We start from the raw sequence: 20,029 nt of genomic DNA on the forward strand, positions 1-20,029 counted from the left end.
GACTGAAGTCCTGACTACGAACCTCAGATTAAGGTTTGTAGTGAGGACTTTAGTCCGCAAAAAGAAGGACTGAAGTCCTGACTACGAACCTCAGATTAAGGTTTGTAGTGAGGACTTTAGTCCGCAAGAAGAAGGACTGAAGTCCTGACTACAAACCAGGAAGTGAGGTTTGTAGTGAGGACTTTAGTCCGCAAAAAGAAGGACTGAAGTCCTGACTACGAACCTCAGATTAAGGTTTGTAGTGAGGACTTTAGTCCGCAAAAAGAAGGACTGAAGTCCTGACTACGAACCTCAGATTAAGGTTTGTAGTGAGGACTTTAGTCCGCAAGAAGAAGGACTGAAGTCCTCACTACGAACCTGGGAAAGTTATATTTATAATGAGGACTCAAGTCCTTACTACAAAATTTAAAATCAAAATATCATGTACGAGTACCGGACGCTGACACCAGAACAACGTGCTGAATTAGTTCGACAACGCTTAGCCAAAGGCTATCCACCCCACAGACCACCACATTTAATACGCGATCGCACTTTTTACCTGCTGACAGCCACTTGTTACGAACATAAGTATTACATGGTAGATACATCCCGCCGCCAGCAACTCCTAGATCGGCTATTTGAGGCATTTGTAACTAAAGGTATGGAAATACTAGCATGGGTTGTATTACCCAATCACTATCATCTTTTGGTGCAGGTTACGAACTTTAACGACTTAAGTAAATTATTTCATTCGGTTCATGGCGCAACCTCTCGTCAATGGAATCTTGAAGATGGAGCTACAGGTGGTCGAACAGTTTGGTATAGTTACAGTGATAGAGCTATTCGTTCGGAACGCCATTACTATACAACGCTGAATTATATCCACAACAATCCTGTCAAACACCTATGGGTAAAGTCTCCTTATGATTACGAGCAAAGTAGTATTCACTGGTATTTAAAATATTATGGACGGGAATGGCTGCGTCATTTGTGGACTCAATATCCTGTTAGAGACTATGGTCACGCTTGGGATAATATTTAGAAATATATAGGTTGAGGACTCGCATTCCTCACTACAAACGTTCGTAGTAAGGAATGCGAGTCCTTTTAATGCGAGAGGACTCGCAGTCCTCACTACAAACTAATTAACTTTAATGCGAGAGGACTCGCATTCCTCACTACAAACTAATTAACAGTGCAAAAATGAGAAATATATCAGATTTAGACAATGTACCCGAAATAGAAGAAGAGGAAGATTCCAGCGTACTGCTGTCGATCGGCGATTTAATGTCCGGCTTGTTGATGTTATTCGCGCTCCTGTTCATCACCGTCCAAATTCAACTCAGCGCCAAGGCGAAAATGCTCGATGAGAAAATCCTTCAGGTGGAAAAACTGCGACAGGAATTGCAGCAATATCAAAAGGCTTTTGAAGGACTACCGCAAATTATTGTCAATGCTTTAGAGGGGAAAGTTGGAGACAAAGATATTTTTACGGTTGACCCCGGAACCGGAGATGTCAGCATTCGCGATCGCATTTTGTTTGATAATAACAGTTCCGTCCTCAAACCCGAAGGAAAAAAGTTTTTGCAAGCCTTCATTCCCATTTACAGCCAAGTGCTTTTTGCTAACAAACAGTTTGAAAAACAAATTGCTCGCGTTGTCATCGAAGGACATACAAGTTCCGCAGGTTCCGATTCAAAAAATCTGGAACTGAGTTTGCGAAGGGCTTTAGCTGTTTCTAATTATATGTTTTCCAATGAGGTTACTTTTCCTAAAAAAGCTCAACTGGAGCAAAAAGTATTAGTTTCGGGACGGGGAGAATTAGACGCGAATCAGACTCAAAATGCCGCGGGCGATCGCAAAGTCGTTTTCCGCTTCCAATTCCGCCGCGAAAACTTAAATGTTGACCTAAACCGCTAATTACCCTCGCCCGAAGGCAAAAGCCCGAATTCTACCCCTAGATAAATGCTGCGGCTTGACCTGCGGATTTGATATAAAATGTGTGGGATTATTAGTCCTATACGCACGGGTAGCCAGACACCCTTATGAAATCGCTCTTTCCCAATCGAACATCGAACATCGAACATAGAAAACTGTATAACCTGTTGCTGCTATTATTTCCCGCAAGTGCATGGCTAATCGTTTTCTTCATTCTCCCGGTGCTAATTGTACTGTTGTACAGTTTCTTAGAGCGCGGTACTTACGGCGGGATTACTTGGGTATTTACTCTCAGCAACTACCAGCGTTTGTTTAGCTGGGTTTTTTTAGGGGTAATTGGTCGATCGCTCTTTTTGGCTTTTTTGACAACCGCGGCTTGTTTGTTAGTCGGCTATCCCCTAGCATTTTTCATCGCCACCCGTCCTCCCCGCTGGCGAAATGCCTTGCTTTTGCTGATAATTATTCCATTTTGGACTAACTTTTTAGTGAGAACCTACGCCTGGATCATTCTGCTGCGGAGCGAAGGAGTAGTGAACACAGCCCTGCAAAACCTGCAAATAATTACCGAACCGTTAAACTTGCTGTTTACGCCTTTCGCTGTGGCGATCGGTCTGATTTACGGCTATTTACCTTTCATGGTTCTGCCTTTATATTCTAGCATAGAACGCTTTAATTTCTCATTGGTTGAAGCAGCTCAAGATTTAGGAGCAAATGATATTCGCACTTTTTGGCGCGTATTTTTGCCATTGACAACTCGCGGCATTGTGGCGGGTTCTATCCTCGTGTTTGTTCCCGCAGTCGGCGCTTTCATTACACCCGATATATTGGGCGGAGCTAAAACAATTATGGTGGGAAATTTGATTCAAAATCAGTTTATGAAATCTCGGGATTGGCCTTTTGGTTCGGCGCTTTCTATGCTGTTGACGGTAATAATATTAGTTCCTGTTTTAATTTACTTCCGCGTCTCCGACGAAACGGAATAAGTGGTGTGTACTGCGCGCCTTACATTTAGGTTAAGATGAGCTAATGACCAATGACTATTGACTACTAAGAGGGCGGGCACGCACCATCCACCGCCCCTACCTAATGACTGATGACTAAAATAAAACTAGATTTATTTGTTCGGGCGATCGCCAAAAAGTGGCTTTGGGTACAAGCTTCCCTAGCATTTGCCTTTCTCTACTTGCCAATTCTCATCTTAATTATTTACTCGTTTAACAGCTCCAAATTTAACGCAGTTTGGCGCGGTTTTACCCTCGATTGGTACGGCAGCTTGTTTAGCAATGCAGGCGTGAGTCTTGCTACCAGCAGCAGTGCCGGAATTTTGCCAGCACTTAGCAATAGCTTGCTAATTGCAGCTATTTCGACAGCTTTAGCGACTATTTTCGGTACCATGCTCGCGCTAGCGCTTGAACGCTTTCATTTTCCGGGACGCAAAGCAGTAGAAGCTTTACTATTTTTGCCGATTATTATGCCCGAAATTACGATCGGCATTTCGCTGCTAGTTTTCTTTACCCTAGCATTTCGGATCGTAGAAAATCTCACGGGAATCCGCCTCAATCTCGGCTTACCTACAGTAATTATCGGTCACGTTGTCTTTAATATTTCATTCGTAACGATTACCGTCAGGGCGCGTTTGGCGGAACTCGATCCTCAATTAGAACAAGCAGCCTTTGACTTGGGTGCTAACGAGTGGCGGACTTTTTGGCGGATTACTCTCCCTCTAATTTTGCCCGCTATTTTCAGCGCAGCACTGCTGGCTTTTACTTTGTCGCTGGACGATTTTGTCGTGACATTCTTTACCACCGGTGTCGGTTCGATGACGCTCCCGCTATTGGTTTACGGCATGATAAAATTTGCAGTGACGCCAGCAATTAATGCCATCTCAACTTTGATGTTGCTAGCTTCTTTATTGCTGGTTGTATCGTCGCTAAGAGTTAAAAGAAGTTAAAAAACTTGCTTTATGTGTCATAATTAACTTTGCCTACAACCAACAAAACCCATGAAACGCCTGCTGACTTTCTTACTTTTGTTTGTGATGAGTGCAACGATGGTTTTCGGATGCAGCCGCACAGGCAGCAACCAGCAAGTCCTCAGCATTTACAATTATGCAACTTATATCGCTCCCGAAGCGATCGCCCAATTCGAGAAAGAGAACAATGTTAAAATTCAATACGACACTTTCGAGAACAGCGACGCACTCTACGCCAAACTCAAACAGGGAAATCCCGGTTATGATGTCATATTTCCCGCCGATTACATGGTCAGAATCATGGCAGCCGAGAATATACTTGAACCGCTAGATCCTGCAAAAATTGTTAACAAAAATAATCTCGATTCAAAATGGCTAAACCAAACATTTGACCCTGGCAATAAATATTCATTGCCCTATCAGTGGGGAACAATGGGAATTGGCTACAACATCAAAGCAACCAAGGACGAGATTAACAGTTGGGGGGCGATGTTCGATCCTAAATATACTGGAAAAATAGCATGGCAAGATGATGCCCGATACACTTTTGCAGTGGTTTTAATGTATTTAGGATTTGACCCAAATACAACTAATCCCGAAGAAATTAACAAAGCCCGCGACTTGCTGATTAAAAATAAAAATATGATTGCCGCTTTTGTCCCCGACACGGGTCAAACTCTGCTCGATCAAGGAGAAGTCAACCTGACAATGGAATGGAGCGGCGATATTTTTCAGGTGATGAAAGAGAATCCAAATCTCCGCTACGCTATTCCCAAAGAAGGCACAATTGTCTTTTCTGACAACATGGCAATTCCCAAAGGTGCACCGCACAAAGAGTTAGCTGAGAAATTTATTAACTTTATTTTGCAGCCAGAAGTAGGTGCGACAATTTCTAATTTTACCCACTATGGCTCGCCGAATAAAGCAGCAATAGACAAAGGTTTAATTGACCCGAAAGATTTGAAAAATCCCCAAATTTATCCACCGGCTGAAATTTTTGGTAAGATGAAATTCTTGCAGGATGTCGGGAAAGCAACCGCATTGTACGATCGAGCTTCGACGGAAGTTAAAGCAGGAGCAGGAAAGTAAGCATTCGTCGTGCCAACAACCAGGTCAAACTTAACTGGTTCCAAGGAAGAGCATGGTAACGAGTAGAAAGCGAGTAACTAACGAAATGTAGGGTGCGGAGCGGGGGAAAATTATTGAGTATCTCGTCAAAATATTCAGCGCTGACGCACCCTATAATAACTGGGCCAAGGTACGTAGTTGCGATGAAAGCGCTCTTTCCTGATATAAGCGTATAGCGCTCAAGCGCAACTACATACCTAATTTGTGTGACGACAATAAAACCGCTCTGCCTTGTTAAGGGCGATCGGATTCTATGCAAAATGCAAATTCATATAACATTGGTATCAGGGGGAAAATTATTGAGTATCTCGTCAAAACATTCAGCCCGCTCCGCACCCTACAATAACTAAAAATTAAATTATACACAATAGCGAGTAACTAACTGTAGGGTGCGGAGCGGGGGAAAATTATTGAGTATCTCGTCAAAATATTCAGCCCGCTCCGCACCCTACAATAACTACTAGGATAGATCAGAATGCACGCCGTCGAAATTATAGACATTTCCAAAGTATTTAAAAGTGCCCGCAGTCAAGATTTCTTGGCTGTAGACAATATCAACCTGCAAATTAAAGATCGCGAATTCTTTTCTTTGCTCGGCCCTTCCGGCTGCGGCAAAACTACAACTTTGCGAATGATTGCGGGTTTTGAAATGCCCACAGCGGGCGAAATTTACATTCACGGTCAACCGATGCGACATCGCCCGCCATTTCACCGCCCAGTGAATACGGTATTTCAAAATTATGCTTTATTTCCGCACATGACAGTAGCACAAAATGCTGCATTTGGCTTGGAAATGGAGAATTTGCCTCCCCAAACAATTCACGATCGCGTCGTGGCAGCTTTAGCATTAGTACAGTTAACGGATGTAGAAAAACGCTATCCCCGCCAACTGTCAGGAGGGCAGCAGCAGCGAGTAGCGTTGGCGAGGGCGTTGGTTAAAGAGCCTTCTGTTTTGCTGTTGGATGAACCCTTAGGAGCCCTGGATTTGAAGTTGCGAAAAGAGATGCAATTAGAATTAAAAAAGATGCAGAGACTGTTGGGAATTACGTTTATTTATGTAACTCACGACCAAGAAGAAGCGCTCGCGATGTCGGACAGAATTGCTGTGATGGAGGGAGGAAAACTGCAACAAGTCGGGACGCCTGTTGAGATTTATGAATATCCTAAAACGCGGTTTGTGGCTGATTTTATTGGGGACAGCAATTTTTTGACCGGGCGAGTAGTGGAAAAGCAACATGGTAAAATAACGGTGTTGGTTGACCAGCAGTTGCCCGTGTTAGTTGCGACAGCAGAAGATTTGCCGGCTGGGAAAGTTGTTACCCTGGTGTTGCGGCCGGAAAAAGCCACTATTTATCCGGCTAATTATGATGCTGAGCATAGCTGGCCGGGAGTAGTTGAAGAGGCGATTTATATTGGCACTGACACGCGCTATACGGTGCGCCTGACTGCTAAAAGCTCGATCGCCCTTCGCCGACAAAACTTGCACAGAGATGACTTGCAGCGGCACAAAATTGGCGACAGCGTTCGAGTCTCCGTGCCACCGGAAAGTATCTGTATTTTATAGTGACAGGAAGAAGGAAGACACGACAGTCGATTACCATAACAAAAACCGTTCGTAGTGTGGACTTTAGTCCGCATCAATTTCTGCGGACTAAAGTCCACACGTGCGTTCCTTACTTATTAATGGAACTTCTCCATATCGGGGAAGTTCCGATTAATAAAAGTCAAAAAATCATCCATCGAAGATGTCGATCGAGAGGGCCCAAGCCCAACAACGTACCTCATCTTTCTCAGAACCGCTATAGTTATGCACAACAAATTCCCAAACTAGCCAACTTTTAAGGTGCGGGAATTTCCGGCGAGGGGGAAGGCGTGGGAATTTCCGGAGGAGTTGTTGATTCTGGCGACGGCGCGGGAATCTCCGCAGGACTCGATTCTGGGGAGGGCGAGGGACTCTCGGCACCGGGCGAGGGACTCTCGGCACCGGGCGAGGGAATATCCGCAGGAGTTGGGGCGGTAGTTTCCGGCGGTGGCGGCAGTTGTTCGGGATCCGGGTTCTGGTTTTGGAGGCTCCGCACCCACAAACCTAAACCCGCGAAGACTAGCATCAGCACCAACAGTCCCAGCAGCGGCCCCAAACGCTTCGGCTTCTGTTTTTCAACTGGTTCCGAGGCGGAGGCAGTTTCGGGGTACAGCAACTGTTTCGACGATTCAGAAAGTTGAGATTCTGGCATCCTCCCCGTTTTTTGGAGGGATACCGAGCCTGACACCGAGGGTGACATGGGTAGCGACACGGAGGGTGACATGGGTAGCGATATCGACGGCGACGCCGACGGTGCGGAAGCCGTATCGAACAGTACGACTCTCTCCGGTGACATCCGACAGTAAGTCACCACTACAGAGGTGTTGTCGTAACCATTTTTCTCGTTGGCGAGGCGAACCCAAGACTGAGCAGCGGCTTCCAAGGACATTTTGCCCTCAAGTACCTCTGGGCCGTAATTCTGCCAAGATTGCTCTACCCAGTCGTTATCGCTCAAACCGTCGGAGCACAGCAGCAGCAAGCCTTCCTCTTCGACAATAAATCGTTGAATCGTCGGGCGCAGAAAATCGCCGTCCCGCGTCCCCAAAGCTTGAGTCAGGGCTCCGGCATCCGATCGCAATTGAGTCTCCCAGTATAAACTGTGTCCTAGGTGGACTTCCCTAGACGCTACATCGTCGTCCACAGTTAGCCGCTGACAGTAATTGTTGCCAATCCAATAGGCGCGGCTGTCTCCAACATTGACCAAATAAAGTTCGTGACTGTTATTCGCCGGTACATCCTGGGAAACTTTCACTTTTTGAGGCAACTGGAGGGCCATCACCAAAGTGGTTCCCATGCGCTCCCGCAACTCTTTTCCTTGCTCGTTATTTTGAGCAGAAATCACATTATTCACAACTTTCACTATTTCTTCGAGTTGTTTGATGACCATTGCTGGCGCCATCAACTCTTCTTGTTCGGCGATTTCGGCGAGCAAATTTTGGATTAAAGCTTTCAGCGATTGCACGGCTAACTGACTGGCAACTTCTCCTCCTTCGTGGCCTCCAACCCCGTCGCAAACCATTGTCAAGTAAGGAATTAGTTTGTCATTTCCGGCACTTTTTATCGATTGAAAATCAGCAGCAGTCGGATAGCAACTATCTTCATTTTGGGAGCGCTGCGGCCCGGTATCGGTGATGCCGACTACTTCTAAATGCAGGGGCAACTTAGCAGCTTGTTCTAATAGTAAATCGTTAAGTTCCAGGGCGATCGCATCTAAATTCATGCTGCTGCGGCGCATAAACAGACAAATCTCTCCGAGTTTCGACTGTACCTCAGGCTGCGCCGAGTCCACCAAACCAGACCACACATCTCCCAAATCCTTCAGCGTCGGTACAAAATTACCTTGATGCAGTTCCAGCAGACGCACCCGCCAACCTTCCACGCGCAAATTTTCCGGTACCAGCAAACTCGCAGCGACTCCTTGCTCCGACAGTGGCGTCCACAGTTGGAGCATTTGCCACAGCCAGTAAACTTGGCGCGTGGCACTTGTCTGAGCCCAAGCTTGTAGAATAGAAGGATACAGGCTACCGAAATTATTGACCGGCACATTTTCCAACAACAGCACCTCTGTGGCTTCCGCTGCTTCCCCGAGGGAACAAAAGCCGTATACTTCGGGCGAATGGAGCCGCTGGGGATACAAATGCAGGTAAGGCATTATTCTATCCGGCAGTTGTTCGGGGACGCTAGGAGGAATAGACGGACGGCTGTCGAGCCAGATTTGGGGTGCAATGACAAAATATCGATCGGCGATTACCTTACCCGCCGGCACTTCCTCAACTGTGGGGCCCACCGCCCACAAATAGCGATAAATTAAATCGGTTTCGCAAGCTGCACACTTCTGGCTACCAAAGCTATTGCCGGGATCGGAACAGCTCAGATTCGGGCAATAAATGGGTTCGGAGAAACTACTGATCATATCGAAATAGTTTGTGTAAAAACATTCTGAAGATATATGATTGCCAGGCTCAAATTCAGGAACCTGAGAATAAACTGATTTTAGCCCCTATCAATTTCTTAACTGCCTTTGGGGCCCGAGAAATTGTAGTTGCTGCCGGTGGACACCGGCTAAAATTGTAATTTAAGCTACTAAAACTCTGAGTTTGAGTGCGATCGAACTTGCAGCCGAGTGGTTGCAGGCCCAACCTGGTACTGCGACGCAATTTTTCGCTCTCCAAGGGTCAGCAAGTCGCAAACCCTTGCAAACTCAGTTGTTCGCAATTGTTACATCTCAAATTTCAAATCTAAGATATTTCATAGTATCACCAATTGTTTTATGATCTGGACTCCCACGCTCCTTTGGTTGCTAGTTGGGGCTTTGCTCTGTTTGGCAGAGCTATTTCTCCCCACTGCTTTTGTTGCTTTTATCCTGGGACTGAGTGCCTTCGCCGTCGCTGGATGTTCTCTAGTTTTACCTTACGTTAATTTACAAATATTCCTGTGGATGGTATTTTCGACAGTTTTTGTGCTGCTGTCCCGGCGATTGATACCAAAAGGCAAGGCATGGGCGATCGCAGATTCCCACGAAGCTAAAACTTTAACAGAAATTCCCCCAGGAGAATCGGGGCGAGTAATTTATGAGGGGAATTCTTGGCAAGCTCGCTGCGAAGACGCTTCTACCGCCATCCCCCCCAACCAAAACGTGATAGTCGTCGGCAGGAAAGGCACTACTCTGATCGTTTTACCAGAACATTTGCTGCATTCCTAAAAAAATGCGAAATTAGTAGTTAGTAGTTAGTAGTTAGTAGTTAGTAGTTAGTCATTAATTAACTGTCAACTGTCAACTGTCAACTGTCAACTGTTATATGCCCTGTGTCCATGAATACCTCATATAGGAACTCGAAAGGCTATAACATTTAACAGTCAAGAATTATAGGAGGCGACCGTGGAACAATTTTTTTTACTCGTATTTTTAGCACTGGGCGGCTCAGCGATCGCAGGTTCCGTCAAGATTATCAATCAGGGAAATGAAGCGCTGGTAGAAACTTTAGGTAAATATAGCGGCAAGAAACTCGAACCTGGTTTGAATTTTGTCACACCGTTTCTCGATCGCGTTGTTTACGAACAAACCATCCGCGAAAAAGTCTTAGACATTCCCCCCCAAGCTTGTATCACCCGCGACAACGTTTCATTCACCGTTGATGCTGTAGTTTACTGGCGGATTGTGGACTTGGAAAAAGCCTGTTACAAAGTCGAAAATCTTCAGTCAGCAATGGTGAATATGGTGCTGACTCAAATCCGCGCCGAAATGGGTCAACTCGACCTCGAACAAACCTTTACGGCTCGTTCTCAAATTAATGAAATCTTGCTCAGAGATTTAGATATTGTTACCGATCCTTGGGGAGTGAAAGTAACGCGGGTGGAATTGCGCGATATTATCCCTTCTAAAACTGTACAGGAATCGATGGAATTGCAGATGGCAGCCGATCGCCGAAAACGAGCCGCAATTCTGACATCCGAGGGCGAACGCGAGTCAGCAGTTAACAGCGCCAAAGGTAAAGCCGAAGCGCAGGTTTTGGATGCGGAAGCGCGCCAAAAAGCGACAATTTTGGAAGCAGAAGCTCAACAAAAGGCGATCGTCCTAAAAGCGCAAGCAGAACGCCAAAGTCAAGTTTTGAAAGCTCAAGCTACTTCTGAGGCTTTACAAATTATCGGTAAAACTCTACAAAATGACCCCAATGCCCGAGAAGCTTTACAGTTTTTGTTAGCTCAAAACTATTTAGATATGGGCTTAAAAATTGGTAGCAGCGATAGCAGCAAGGTGATGTTTATGGATCCGCGCAGCATTCCCGCTACGATGGAAGGATTGCGATCGATTGTGGGGGAAGCCAGTAATAATGAGGTGAAAAGCTAGTCTAAAAGATATTGTTGCGAGCGATAGATATCTATTTACACGGTGTTCGTAGATACAAGGGGCGGGTTCCACCAACAATAACTGCCAATAATTAACAATCTCTCAAACCCGCCCCCGCCCCACGGTAAATCCTCGCGTAAATTTTTGGCATTTAATAAAAATAAAGGTTGATGTATATTATCCGTGGTGGGGGGCGGGTTTATTTAGATTGTTGGTAGCTGTTAGATATTGTTGGTGAACCCGCCCTTACGACAATTACAGTCAGACTTTCTTCCTTTTTCCTTCTTTAAGATTCTTGAGCGAGAGTACATCGATCGCACAATCCAAAAAATTCCAAAGTATGATAATAAATTTTGAAAGAATGAGATTGTTGTAATTGGCTTTCTAGGTGATGGACGGGGCATTCGTCGATCGTAATAGACGCACCGCACTCCAGACAAGTAAGGTGATGTTGGTCTTGGTGGGCGGCACCATAGAGAGATTCGCCACTAGCAAGCGTTCTGACTTGCACGAAGCCCTCCCGCTTTAAACCGTCGAGGGAGCGGTAAACTGTTGCTAAGCCCATGCTGTGGTCGCTGTTACGCAGTTCTAAGTAGATATCTTGCGCTGAGAGCGATCGATTCAAGTGCTTGAGCAAGTGTAAAATACGCTCCTGACTGCGGGTGCGGTTGGTTCTCATAATTTTGTTGTGTAGTCTGCTGGAATCAAATTTGTCCCTGTTTCTAGGCTAGCTTAATTAGGGTCAGCAAAGGGCGATCGGCTTCCCGCCCGCGTTGTAGAATGAGGTGGCCGTAAATTTCGCATCACCTACACATTGCTGTGACTCAAAAATATTTTGCCCAAATCTATGTTACCCTCCGCCCTTCGGTTTTAGACCCGGCCGGCACTGCTGTACAGTCTGGTTTGCAACACATGGGATACGACAATGTCGATCGCGTGCGGATCGGGAAGTACGTTGAATTGACGCTAACTGCTGCTGGTGAGTCCTCCGCGCGCGAACAACTCGATCGCGTTTGCGATCAACTTTTGGCTAATCCAGTGATTGAAAACTATCGGGTTGAGTTGACTGAAATTCCTGTTGCTGTCGAGACTGTGGCTTAAGTGCGATCGACCGTAGGGTGTGTTTTTCAACCCGGAGACCCCCCTAACCCCCCTTGGTAAGGGGGGGACAAGAGAGTTCTCAAAGTCTGCCTTAAAAAGCGGAGACAAGAGGGTACTCAAAGTCTTTGTTAAAAACATGAGAACTAGAACGATTCAAAGTCCCCCTTCTTAAGGGGGATTTAGGGGGATCTAGACTTCGATACCAACCAAGGTACTATCTGTTTTCTATCTAGTTTCGATCCCCCCTAGCCCCCCTTAATAAGGGGGGGACAAGAGTGTTCCCTCTTCCTTCTTCCTTCTTCCTTCTTCCCTCTTCCCTCTTCCTTCTTCCTTCTTCCCTCTTCCTTCTTCCCTCTTCCTTCTTCCTTCTTCCTTCTGCTTATGAAATTTGGAGTTATTGTTTTTCCGGGTTCAAATTGCGATCGCGATGTGGTGTGGGTAACTCAAGGGTTGCTGCACCAACCGACGCGAATGATTTGGCACGAAGATACCGATATTTCGGATATCGACATCATTGTAGTTCCCGGTGGTTTCAGTTACGGAGATTATTTGCGGTGCGGTGCGATCGCCCGTTTTTCTCCAGCGATGCAAGCGACTGCGGAACACGCGAAACAAGGAAAGCTTGTACTCGGCATCTGCAACGGTTTTCAGGTGTTGACTGAAGCCGGTTTGCTCCCCGGTGCTCTGGTGCGGAATGCGGGATTGCATTTTATTTGCGATCGCACTTCGTTGAAAGTTGAACGCGGTAATACGCCGTGGACTTCCGCCTATACTTCGGGTGAAATCATCGATTTGCCGATCGCCCACGGGGAAGGCAACTATTACGCGGATGCCGATACTTTGGCAGAACTAGAAGAACACGATCAAGTGTTATTTCGCTACTGTACAAGTGCCGGCGAAATTAACACTGCGGGAAATCCCAACGGCTCGTTAAATAACATTGCCGGCATTTGCAATCGGGCTGGCAATGTGTTAGGAATGATGCCGCATCCTGAGAGGGCTTCCGATCCGATGTTGGGCGAAACTGATGGAATGAAATTGTTTCAAGGGTTGCTGATGGCAACAGTTGCTGCTGTTTTGTAACTGTGGAACAGGCATCCTGCCTGTTCTTGACAAGCTTTAACCGGTTCCCAGGCTCCAGCCCGGGAGCCCATATCTCTCTTGCTCTGCCTTGCTTTCAAGCGACGCACCCAAAATTAAAAATGCTAAAATGATTTCAAAGTCAATACATCGGAAAAAAATCCTATGCCTTCACCCTTTCCTGGAATGGATCCCTACTTAGAACACCCCGATTTCTGGCAGGAAACTCACAATCGATTGATTGTCGCGATCGCTGATACCATCATGCCTCAAATTCGTCCTAAATATGAGGTAGCAATTGACAAACGCATCTATGAAGTTACCGATCCAAATGATAGTAACGGCGACTCCCTATTAGTAGGTATCCCGGATGTCGCGATTAAACGTCAACCTAATAGCCCTAATATTCCTAGCAGTTCAGTAGCCACTTTAACCGTCACACTTCCGACTACCGTCAAAGTGCCTGCTCCTGTAAAAGTTACACAAACTTATCTAGAAGTGCGAGAAATGACAACGAAACAAGTTGTTACCGCAATTGAAATCCTTTCTCCAGTCAACAAACGTAGTGGAGAAGGCAGAATTACTTATCTCAAAAAACGCCAGAGTATTTTAGGCAGCTTAACCAATTTAGTGGAAATTGACTTGCTCCGAAAATGGGAATCTATGCCCATACTTAACAATTCCATTGAAAGCGATTATCGGATTTTAGTCAGTCCCAGCAATCGCCGTCCGTTTGCCGAACTTTATGCTTTCAATCTCCGCGATTCTTTACCGATATTTCCGCTTCCCTTGCGCGAGGAAGATGTAGAACCTATTGTTAATTTACCAGAAATATTTGCAGGCATTTACGATCGCGCCGGCTATGACTATCGCATCGATTACGATCGAGAACCCGTACCGTCTCTATCGGAAGAAGAGCAGGTTTGGGCAAGCCAACTTTTGCAAGAAAGAGAAGTTGGACATCAACAGTTGACAGTTGATATTGGATAGTTGACTCTTCGACTAGGCTCAATCAGATTAAATTGATTGTGGGCCCGAAGATCCGCTCAACCCAACCAGCAATCCACATTTACATTAATATTTAAACACAAAAGAATCTTGTAGGGGCGGGTTCGCCAACAATAATCGCCGCAAACAAACAATCTCAAAAACCCGCCCAACCCAACCATAGATTCACATTTACATTAATATTTAAAATTTCGGACAATTTTTGGGTTCATTGGGGTTTTCTGTGGGGTGGGGGCGGGTTTATTTAGATTGTTGGTTATCGTTAGATATTGTTGGTGAACCCGCCCCTACGAATAACCCGAATTTAAAAAATCTCGGACAATTTTTGGGTTAATTGGGGTTTTCTGCGGGGTGGGGCGGGTTTATTTAGATTGTTGGTTATCGTTAGATATTGTTGGTGAACCCGCCCCTACGAATAACCCGAATTTAAAAAATCTCGGCAATCTTTGGGTTGATTGGGGTTTTCTGTGGGGTGGGGGCGGGTTTATTTAGATTGTTGGTTATCGTTAGATATTGTTGGTGAACCCGCCCCTACAATATTTTATGTTATATAATAACAAATCAATGGAATTTGATATTACTCATAAATATTTGCTATGGCAATTAATATTGCAGATACAAAAACTCGGCTAGTCGGCTGTAGTGCCCTATACATCGTCGGCCAGTCTATCTCCAGCGCCCTCACCACCGCCGGCCCCGTAGCAACTGCGGCGACAGGTGTACTCGGCGGCCCAGGAGTGTTCGCAGCTAGTGTTTTAGCAACTATTGCTACTGGCGTTATCGGCAATATGACAGCGGGCGAATGCGGTAACAAGTTGGCGCAGCGAATCGGAAAAAATGCGGATATTCTCAAGAATGGTGATTTGACTGCGGCGGCTGGAGAAGCTATCGGCTGTCTGCTTCACAAGAATATTCCTGAATCTGAGGAATTTAAGGTTATTGTTGAACAAAATAATCTGCGTCATGCTAAAGCTGATTTTCAATATTTAGCTAAGAAAACTGTTGATTACTGGGTAAAAATTGATGCGGAAACTGACACTTCCAAGCCTTTACATTTTACTGACGACCAACTTGCGAAGATTTTTTCGCCAGATCCGAATCAGTTTGTGGAGGTTAAGGGATTGTCGGTGCAGGATTGGCAAGATTTTTTGACTGATTTTGCAGCGAAGGAAAACAAAACTTTGCATCCTGAATTAATTGCCTGTGCGGCGGCAAAACTGCACGAGTTTTTTCCGAAGGCGTTTCGCGAAGTGCTGAAACAAGATGCGGAAACTGGCGGCCGACAATTTGCGGGTATGCAGTTGATTTTGCATCGGGAAGCTTTGTCAGAATTGAAAGATTTGGGGCTGCAAAATGAGGAAATCTTGCAAAAGTTGGAGGCTTTGGCAACGCGGGAGCAAATTTGCGAAGTGATGGCGAAGTTGGAAGTTGTAGAAACTCTGCGGGATGATTTGATGCAGATTCGGGAATTACTGGAAAGATATATCGATCCTGCTGCGCCGAGTTTGCCGATTCCGGTTAAGTCAGAGACGATTATTCAGGACAGAATTAAAGACTTTACGGGTCGGAAATTTGTGTTTGAAGCAATTAATGAGTTTCTGAGGACAAAGCAAAAAGGCTATTTTGTTTTGGAGGCGGAACCGGGTGTTGGGAAAAGCGCGATTATGGCTGCTTGTGTGGTGCTGTTGAAGCGCCGCTGCATTACTCATTTCAACTCGCAACCGGACGGGATTGTCAGCGCTGAAACTTTTTTGGAAAATGCTTGCACTCAATTGATTGAAGGTTTTGGTCTGAAAAATAAGTATCCGCGACTGCCGACAAATGCTATCAAAAACAACATCTTTCTATGCGATTTGCTGAAGGAAGTTAGCGATAAGTCGAGCAGGGACAGAAAAATCATTTTTGTGGTGGATGCGCTGGATGAAGTTGATTGGAAGGCTCAAATTAGGAACAGTAATGTTTCATATTTGCCTAATGATTTGCCGGATAACGTTTATTTTATTGTCTCGAAGCGGCCGGAATTTCTGACAATGCCGACGGCTAACAAGACGGTTTTTGATTTGATGAAATACAGTGCTGAAAGTCTGGAAGATGTCAAGGCTTATCTGGCAAAACGCACGGAGAGAAGCGAGTTAATTCAGGATTGGATTAAGGGTCGAAATTTGCAGCGGGAACAGTTTGTGAGGGCGGTAGCTGAAAAAAGTGAAAAGAAATTTATCTACCTCCGCCACGTACTTGATGAGATTGAAGGCGGCACGTACAATGATGTGAATTTAAATGATTTGCCAGCGGGTTTGGAGGAATATTATCAAAAACACTGGGGACAGATGATGGGGAGGGATGACGATCCGCTGCTGGAGTTGAAGGTGAGGATTATCTATTTCTTGTCGCAAGCAGAGGAACCTGTTTCTTGTCGCTGGTTGGCTAAATCTGCCGGCGAGAAAAATGTTATGAAAGTACAGCAGGTGCTCGGAAAATGGAATTCGTTTTTGCGACAGGAGAAGGTAGGGAAGGAAACTCGATATACTATCTATCACAATAGTTTTCGGCAGTTTCTGGAAGCGGATGAAACTGTGCAGTCGGCGGGCATAACACTGGAAGATATTAACGATGAGATTAGTGATAATGCTACAGAGGGAGCGCCGCTATGAGCGATTTAGGTGTGTGGTTGGCGCAGAAGTGTCAGGAAGATCGAGATTTGCTGTTGAAATATCAACCGAAGAGATTTGTGAAACGGGGGAAGGTTGACCGTTATTGTGCTTGGTTGACGGATTTTGGTTTTATTGAGATGAAACTGGATTTGTTGGGGGTGCAGCCGCTGATTGAGGATTACGATTTGGGGATGAATTCTGATGTGTTGTTGACCCAGGAGCAAAGGGAAACTCTGAAGTTGATTCAAGGGGCAATTCGGAAGTCAGTGCATATTTTAGAAAGGGATAAAACGCAATTAGCAGGGCAATTGTTAGGGAGGTTGTTGGATTTTGAAAAAACTGAAATTCAGGCGATGCTGGAGCAAGCAAAGCAGTGGAAATATAGTCCTTGGTTACGGCCTTTGAGGGCTAATTTAGAGCGGCCTGGAGAAGGATGTTTGAGAACTCTCACCGGTCATAGTGACAAGGTAACAGCAGTGGCGATCGCGCCCGACGGTAAAACAGTGATTTCTGCTTCAGGAGATAAAACCCTGAAAATTTGGGACACCGAGACAGGCAGTGAACTGAAAACTCTCACGGGTCATAGTTCCTGGGTACAAGCAGTGGCGATCGCACCCGACGGAAAAACAGTTATTTCCGCTTCCGATGATAAGACGCTGAAAATCTGGGACACCCAGACAGGTCGAGAACTCACAAATCTCATCGGTCATAGTAACTCGGTAACAGCAGTGGCGATCGCACCCAATGGAAAAACAGCAATTTCCGCTTCCGAGGAGCATACCCTGAAAATCTGGGACACCCACACAGGTCGAGAACTGAAAACTCTCATCGGTCATAGTTACTCAGTAAGAGCAGTGGCGATTGCGCCTGATGGAAAAACAGCGATTTCCGCTTCCGACGATCATACCCTGAAAATCTGGGACACCGAGAGTGGCTCAGAACTCACAACTCTCACAGGTCATAGTGAGTCCGTAAGAGCAGTGGCGATCGCGCCCGACGGCAAAACAGCGATTTCCGCTTCCGATGATAACACCCTGAAAATTTGGGACACCGAGACAGGCCAAGAATTGAAAACTCTCATCGGTCATAGTTACTACGTAACAGCAGTGGCGATCGCACCAGACGGCAAAACTGCGATTTCGGCTTCCTGGGATGATACCTTGAAAATCTGGGATACCGAGAGTGGCTCAGAACTCAAAACTCTCACAGGTCATAGTAACTGGGTAGTAGCAGTGGCGATCGCACCCAATGGAAAAACCGCGATTTCCGCTTCTTATGATAAGACGCTGAAAATCTGGGACACCCAGACCGGTCGAGAACTCAAAACTCTCACCGATCATAGTTCCGCAGTAAGTGCAGTGGCGATCGCACCCGATGGAAAAACAGCGATTTCTGCTTCTTATGATAAGACGTTGAAAATCTGGGACACCCAGACAGGTCGGGAACTCAAAACTCTCACGGGTCATAGTTCTGGGGTAAGTGCAGTGGCGATCGCACCCGACGGAAAAACAGCTATTTCTGCTTCCTCGGATAAGACGTTGAAAATCTGGGACACCCAGACAGGTCGGGAACTCAAAACTCTCACGGGTCATAGTTCTGAGGTAAGTGCAGTGGCGATCGCACCCGACGGAAAAACAGCTATTTCTGCTTCCAATCTCTGGGATGATACCATGAACTACTGCTCGGATAATCCCCTGAAAATCTGGGACACCGAGAGTGGCAACGAACTCAGAACTCTCACCGGTCATACTGAATCAGTAAATGCAGTGGCGATCGCACCCGACGGAAAAACAGCGATTTCCGCTTCGTTGGGTACCCTGAAAATCTGGGACACCCAGACAGGTTGCGAATCGAAAATTCTCACAACTTATACTCACTGGGTATATGCAGTGGCGATCGCGCCCGACGGTAAAATAGCGATTTCTGCTTCGGAGGAGCATACCCTGAAAATCTGGGACACCGAGACAGGCTGCGAACTGAGAACTCTCATCGGTCATAGTTACTACGTAACAGCAGTGGCAATCGAACCCGAGGGAGACGCAGCGAATTTTGCATTGGCGCTCACACCCTACGGACGAACAGCAGTGGCGATCGCACCCGACGGAAAAACAGCGATTTCCGCTTCCGACGATCGTACCCTGAGAATCTGGGATTTGCTCAGCGGTAAAGAGGTTGCTATTTTCAGCGGAGATTCTAGTTTCAATTGCTGTGTAATTTTACCTGATCGAGTGACAGTTGTAGCGGGTGATGATTCAGGTCGGGTGCATTTCCTGCGATTGGAGGGAATGGGCGATTTGGGCGATGCTTCTGGGTTAAATAATCCCGTTTCTTTGTTTTACAGTGGCTTGGCGCTGGCAAAACAAGGGCAATATGAAGCAGCCCTAGCAAAATTAACTGAAGTTGCAGAAATGAGGCCGGATGCGTTGATTGTTTGGTGGGAACAAGGCAAGGTTTTGTATGAGTTGGAGCGCTATGCAGAAGCTGTTGCCAGTCTCGACAAAGCAAGAGAAATAGCAGGGGAAGACCGCGATTTTTGGTTTTGTCGGGGCTTTGCACTGGTGAAGTGTGACAGTCAAGAAGCGGCCCGCGAAAGCTGGGATTTTGCCATTAACATTCAGCCTGATGACTGCGATTTTTGGTTTGAAAAAGCCAAGGCGCTATTCGAGTTGGAACGATACGAGCAAGCTATTTGCTGTCTGGATTTAGCGATTAAAATCGAGCCAAGTGAATCTTATTTATGGTACAATCGCGGCATTGTTTTCCAAATATCGGGACGTGTGGAAGAGGCAATATCTAGTTACGATCGCGCTTTAGAATTGCAGCCTGATGATCCTGGTATATTGGATTGTCGAGCTTACGCTTTACTAACATTAGGTCGTTATGACGAGGCAATAGCTAATTTGGAGCTAGCTTTAGAAATAGATCCAAATCATGCTAATGCTTATTGTAATAAAGCTGTCTATTTTGCCTTGCAGGATCAGGTAGAGTTAGCGCTGGAAAATTTGCGACGTGCGATCGAATTGGAACCGGAAAAATATCGAGAGTCAGCGAAAAAAGATGCGGATTTTGATGGGATTCGGGGTGATGTGCGGTTTCAGGAGTTGTTGTTGGGATGAGGGCGTGTCAGGGCTTAGGGACTCCGACGAAGAAACCGGGTTTTTATTGAATTTCTGGACTAGAATCATTTATCTTTGGAAAAAACCCGGTTTCTGGGGCCTGGGCCACTCAGCCAAGAAACCGGG

15 protein-coding genes are annotated in these 20,029 nt (G+C 46.0%); 13 read left to right on the plus strand and 2 right to left on the minus strand.

Annotated features, from left to right (window positions below):
• Positions 1-421 precede the first annotated feature (421 nt).
• From QZ938_RS00560 to QZ938_RS00585, 6 genes are all read left to right on the plus strand, one after another.
• A complete protein-coding gene (locus tag QZ938_RS00560; protein ID WP_293143851.1) occupies positions 422-1,021 on the plus strand; it encodes a transposase in 600 nt (199 codons plus the stop codon).
• Positions 1,022-1,182: 161 nt separating this feature from the next.
• Positions 1,183-1,899 (plus strand): OmpA family protein, encoded by a 717-nt coding sequence (locus tag QZ938_RS00565; protein WP_293143854.1) that lies wholly within the window; start codon positions 1,183-1,185, stop codon positions 1,897-1,899.
• A gap of 125 nt (positions 1,900-2,024) precedes the next feature.
• On the plus strand, positions 2,025-2,900 hold the full coding sequence (locus tag QZ938_RS00570) for an ABC transporter permease (RefSeq protein ID WP_293143857.1): 876 nt from the start codon (positions 2,025-2,027) through the stop codon (positions 2,898-2,900).
• A 110-nt stretch (positions 2,901-3,010) separates the two neighbouring features.
• Complete coding sequence (locus tag QZ938_RS00575; protein WP_293143860.1) at positions 3,011-3,868, plus strand: ABC transporter permease; 858 nt, start codon at positions 3,011-3,013, stop codon at positions 3,866-3,868.
• Positions 3,869-3,919: 51 nt separating this feature from the next.
• Positions 3,920-4,978 carry a spermidine/putrescine ABC transporter substrate-binding protein gene (locus QZ938_RS00580; RefSeq protein WP_293143863.1) on the plus strand — a complete coding sequence of 353 codons (1,059 nt, stop codon included), beginning with the start codon at positions 3,920-3,922 and terminating at the stop codon, positions 4,976-4,978.
• A 514-nt stretch (positions 4,979-5,492) separates the two neighbouring features.
• Positions 5,493-6,581, plus strand: a complete 1,089-nt coding sequence (locus tag QZ938_RS00585) for an ABC transporter ATP-binding protein (RefSeq protein WP_293346694.1) — start codon at positions 5,493-5,495, stop codon at positions 6,579-6,581.
• Between the two features lie 274 nt (positions 6,582-6,855).
• On the opposite strand, the gene QZ938_RS00590 is transcribed toward QZ938_RS00585, so the two are convergent.
• Positions 6,856-9,012, minus strand: coding sequence for a protein phosphatase 2C domain-containing protein (locus QZ938_RS00590; protein WP_293346691.1), 2,157 nt, complete (start codon positions 9,010-9,012; stop codon positions 6,856-6,858).
• 357 nt (positions 9,013-9,369) lie between these two features.
• Here QZ938_RS00590 and QZ938_RS00595 point away from each other — a divergent pair, with 357 nt between their 5' ends.
• Positions 9,370-9,801 (plus strand): NfeD family protein, encoded by a 432-nt coding sequence (locus QZ938_RS00595; protein ID WP_293346688.1) that lies wholly within the window; start codon positions 9,370-9,372, stop codon positions 9,799-9,801.
• A gap of 177 nt (positions 9,802-9,978) precedes the next feature.
• Positions 9,979-10,947 (plus strand): SPFH domain-containing protein, encoded by a 969-nt coding sequence (locus tag QZ938_RS00600; RefSeq protein ID WP_293346685.1) that lies wholly within the window; start codon positions 9,979-9,981, stop codon positions 10,945-10,947.
• Positions 10,948-11,233: 286 nt separating this feature from the next.
• On the opposite strand, the gene QZ938_RS00605 is transcribed toward QZ938_RS00600, so the two are convergent.
• A complete protein-coding gene (locus QZ938_RS00605) occupies positions 11,234-11,626 on the minus strand; it encodes a Fur family transcriptional regulator (RefSeq protein ID WP_293143880.1) in 393 nt (130 codons plus the stop codon).
• A 140-nt stretch (positions 11,627-11,766) separates the two neighbouring features.
• Here QZ938_RS00605 and purS point away from each other — a divergent pair, with 140 nt between their 5' ends.
• The 5 genes from purS (at position 11,767) to QZ938_RS00630 (ending at position 19,903) form a co-directional block, all read left to right on the plus strand.
• Entirely contained in the window at positions 11,767-12,048 is a 282-nt protein-coding gene (purS, locus tag QZ938_RS00610; protein WP_293346682.1) for a phosphoribosylformylglycinamidine synthase subunit PurS, read from the plus strand.
• A gap of 381 nt (positions 12,049-12,429) precedes the next feature.
• On the plus strand, positions 12,430-13,131 hold the full coding sequence (purQ, locus tag QZ938_RS00615) for a phosphoribosylformylglycinamidine synthase subunit PurQ (RefSeq protein WP_293346679.1): 702 nt from the start codon (positions 12,430-12,432) through the stop codon (positions 13,129-13,131).
• Positions 13,132-13,293: 162 nt separating this feature from the next.
• Positions 13,294-14,118, plus strand: a complete 825-nt coding sequence (locus tag QZ938_RS00620; protein WP_293346676.1) for a DUF4058 family protein — start codon at positions 13,294-13,296, stop codon at positions 14,116-14,118.
• A 614-nt stretch (positions 14,119-14,732) separates the two neighbouring features.
• Positions 14,733-16,787, plus strand: coding sequence for an ATP-binding protein (locus QZ938_RS00625; RefSeq protein ID WP_293346673.1), 2,055 nt, complete (start codon positions 14,733-14,735; stop codon positions 16,785-16,787).
• Complete coding sequence (locus QZ938_RS00630; protein ID WP_293346671.1) at positions 16,784-19,903, plus strand: tetratricopeptide repeat protein; 3,120 nt, start codon at positions 16,784-16,786, stop codon at positions 19,901-19,903. The genes QZ938_RS00625 and QZ938_RS00630 overlap by 4 nt, the downstream gene beginning before the upstream one ends.
• Positions 19,904-20,029 lie beyond the last annotated feature (126 nt).

Origin of the sequence: Microcoleus sp. CAWBG27 (genome assembly GCF_020883145.1) — a bacterium.
Lineage (GTDB): Bacteria > Cyanobacteriota > Cyanobacteriia > Cyanobacteriales > Microcoleaceae > Microcoleus.

Excerpts from the sequence above, each read along its gene's own strand:
- QZ938_RS00580 (WP_293143863.1), top strand. The coding sequence starts at position 3,920 with ATGAAACGCCTGCTGACTTTCTTACTTTTGTTTGTGATGAGTGCAACG.
- QZ938_RS00590 (WP_293346691.1), bottom strand. The coding sequence starts at position 9,012 with ATGATCAGTAGTTTCTCCGAACCCATTTATTGCCCGAATCTGAGCTGT.
- QZ938_RS00630 (WP_293346671.1), top strand. The coding sequence starts at position 16,784 with ATGAGCGATTTAGGTGTGTGGTTGGCGCAGAAGTGTCAGGAAGATCGA.
- QZ938_RS00620 (WP_293346676.1), top strand. The coding sequence starts at position 13,294 with ATGCCTTCACCCTTTCCTGGAATGGATCCCTACTTAGAACACCCCGAT.
- QZ938_RS00625 (WP_293346673.1), top strand. The coding sequence starts at position 14,733 with ATGGCAATTAATATTGCAGATACAAAAACTCGGCTAGTCGGCTGTAGT.
- QZ938_RS00605 (WP_293143880.1), bottom strand. The coding sequence starts at position 11,626 with ATGAGAACCAACCGCACCCGCAGTCAGGAGCGTATTTTACACTTGCTC.
- QZ938_RS00585 (WP_293346694.1), top strand. The coding sequence starts at position 5,493 with ATGCACGCCGTCGAAATTATAGACATTTCCAAAGTATTTAAAAGTGCC.
- QZ938_RS00595 (WP_293346688.1), top strand. The coding sequence starts at position 9,370 with ATGATCTGGACTCCCACGCTCCTTTGGTTGCTAGTTGGGGCTTTGCTC.
- QZ938_RS00565 (WP_293143854.1), top strand. The coding sequence starts at position 1,183 with ATGAGAAATATATCAGATTTAGACAATGTACCCGAAATAGAAGAAGAG.
- QZ938_RS00575 (WP_293143860.1), top strand. The coding sequence starts at position 3,011 with ATGACTAAAATAAAACTAGATTTATTTGTTCGGGCGATCGCCAAAAAG.
- QZ938_RS00570 (WP_293143857.1), top strand. The coding sequence starts at position 2,025 with ATGAAATCGCTCTTTCCCAATCGAACATCGAACATCGAACATAGAAAA.
- purQ (WP_293346679.1), top strand. The coding sequence starts at position 12,430 with ATGAAATTTGGAGTTATTGTTTTTCCGGGTTCAAATTGCGATCGCGAT.
- QZ938_RS00560 (WP_293143851.1), top strand. The coding sequence starts at position 422 with ATGTACGAGTACCGGACGCTGACACCAGAACAACGTGCTGAATTAGTT.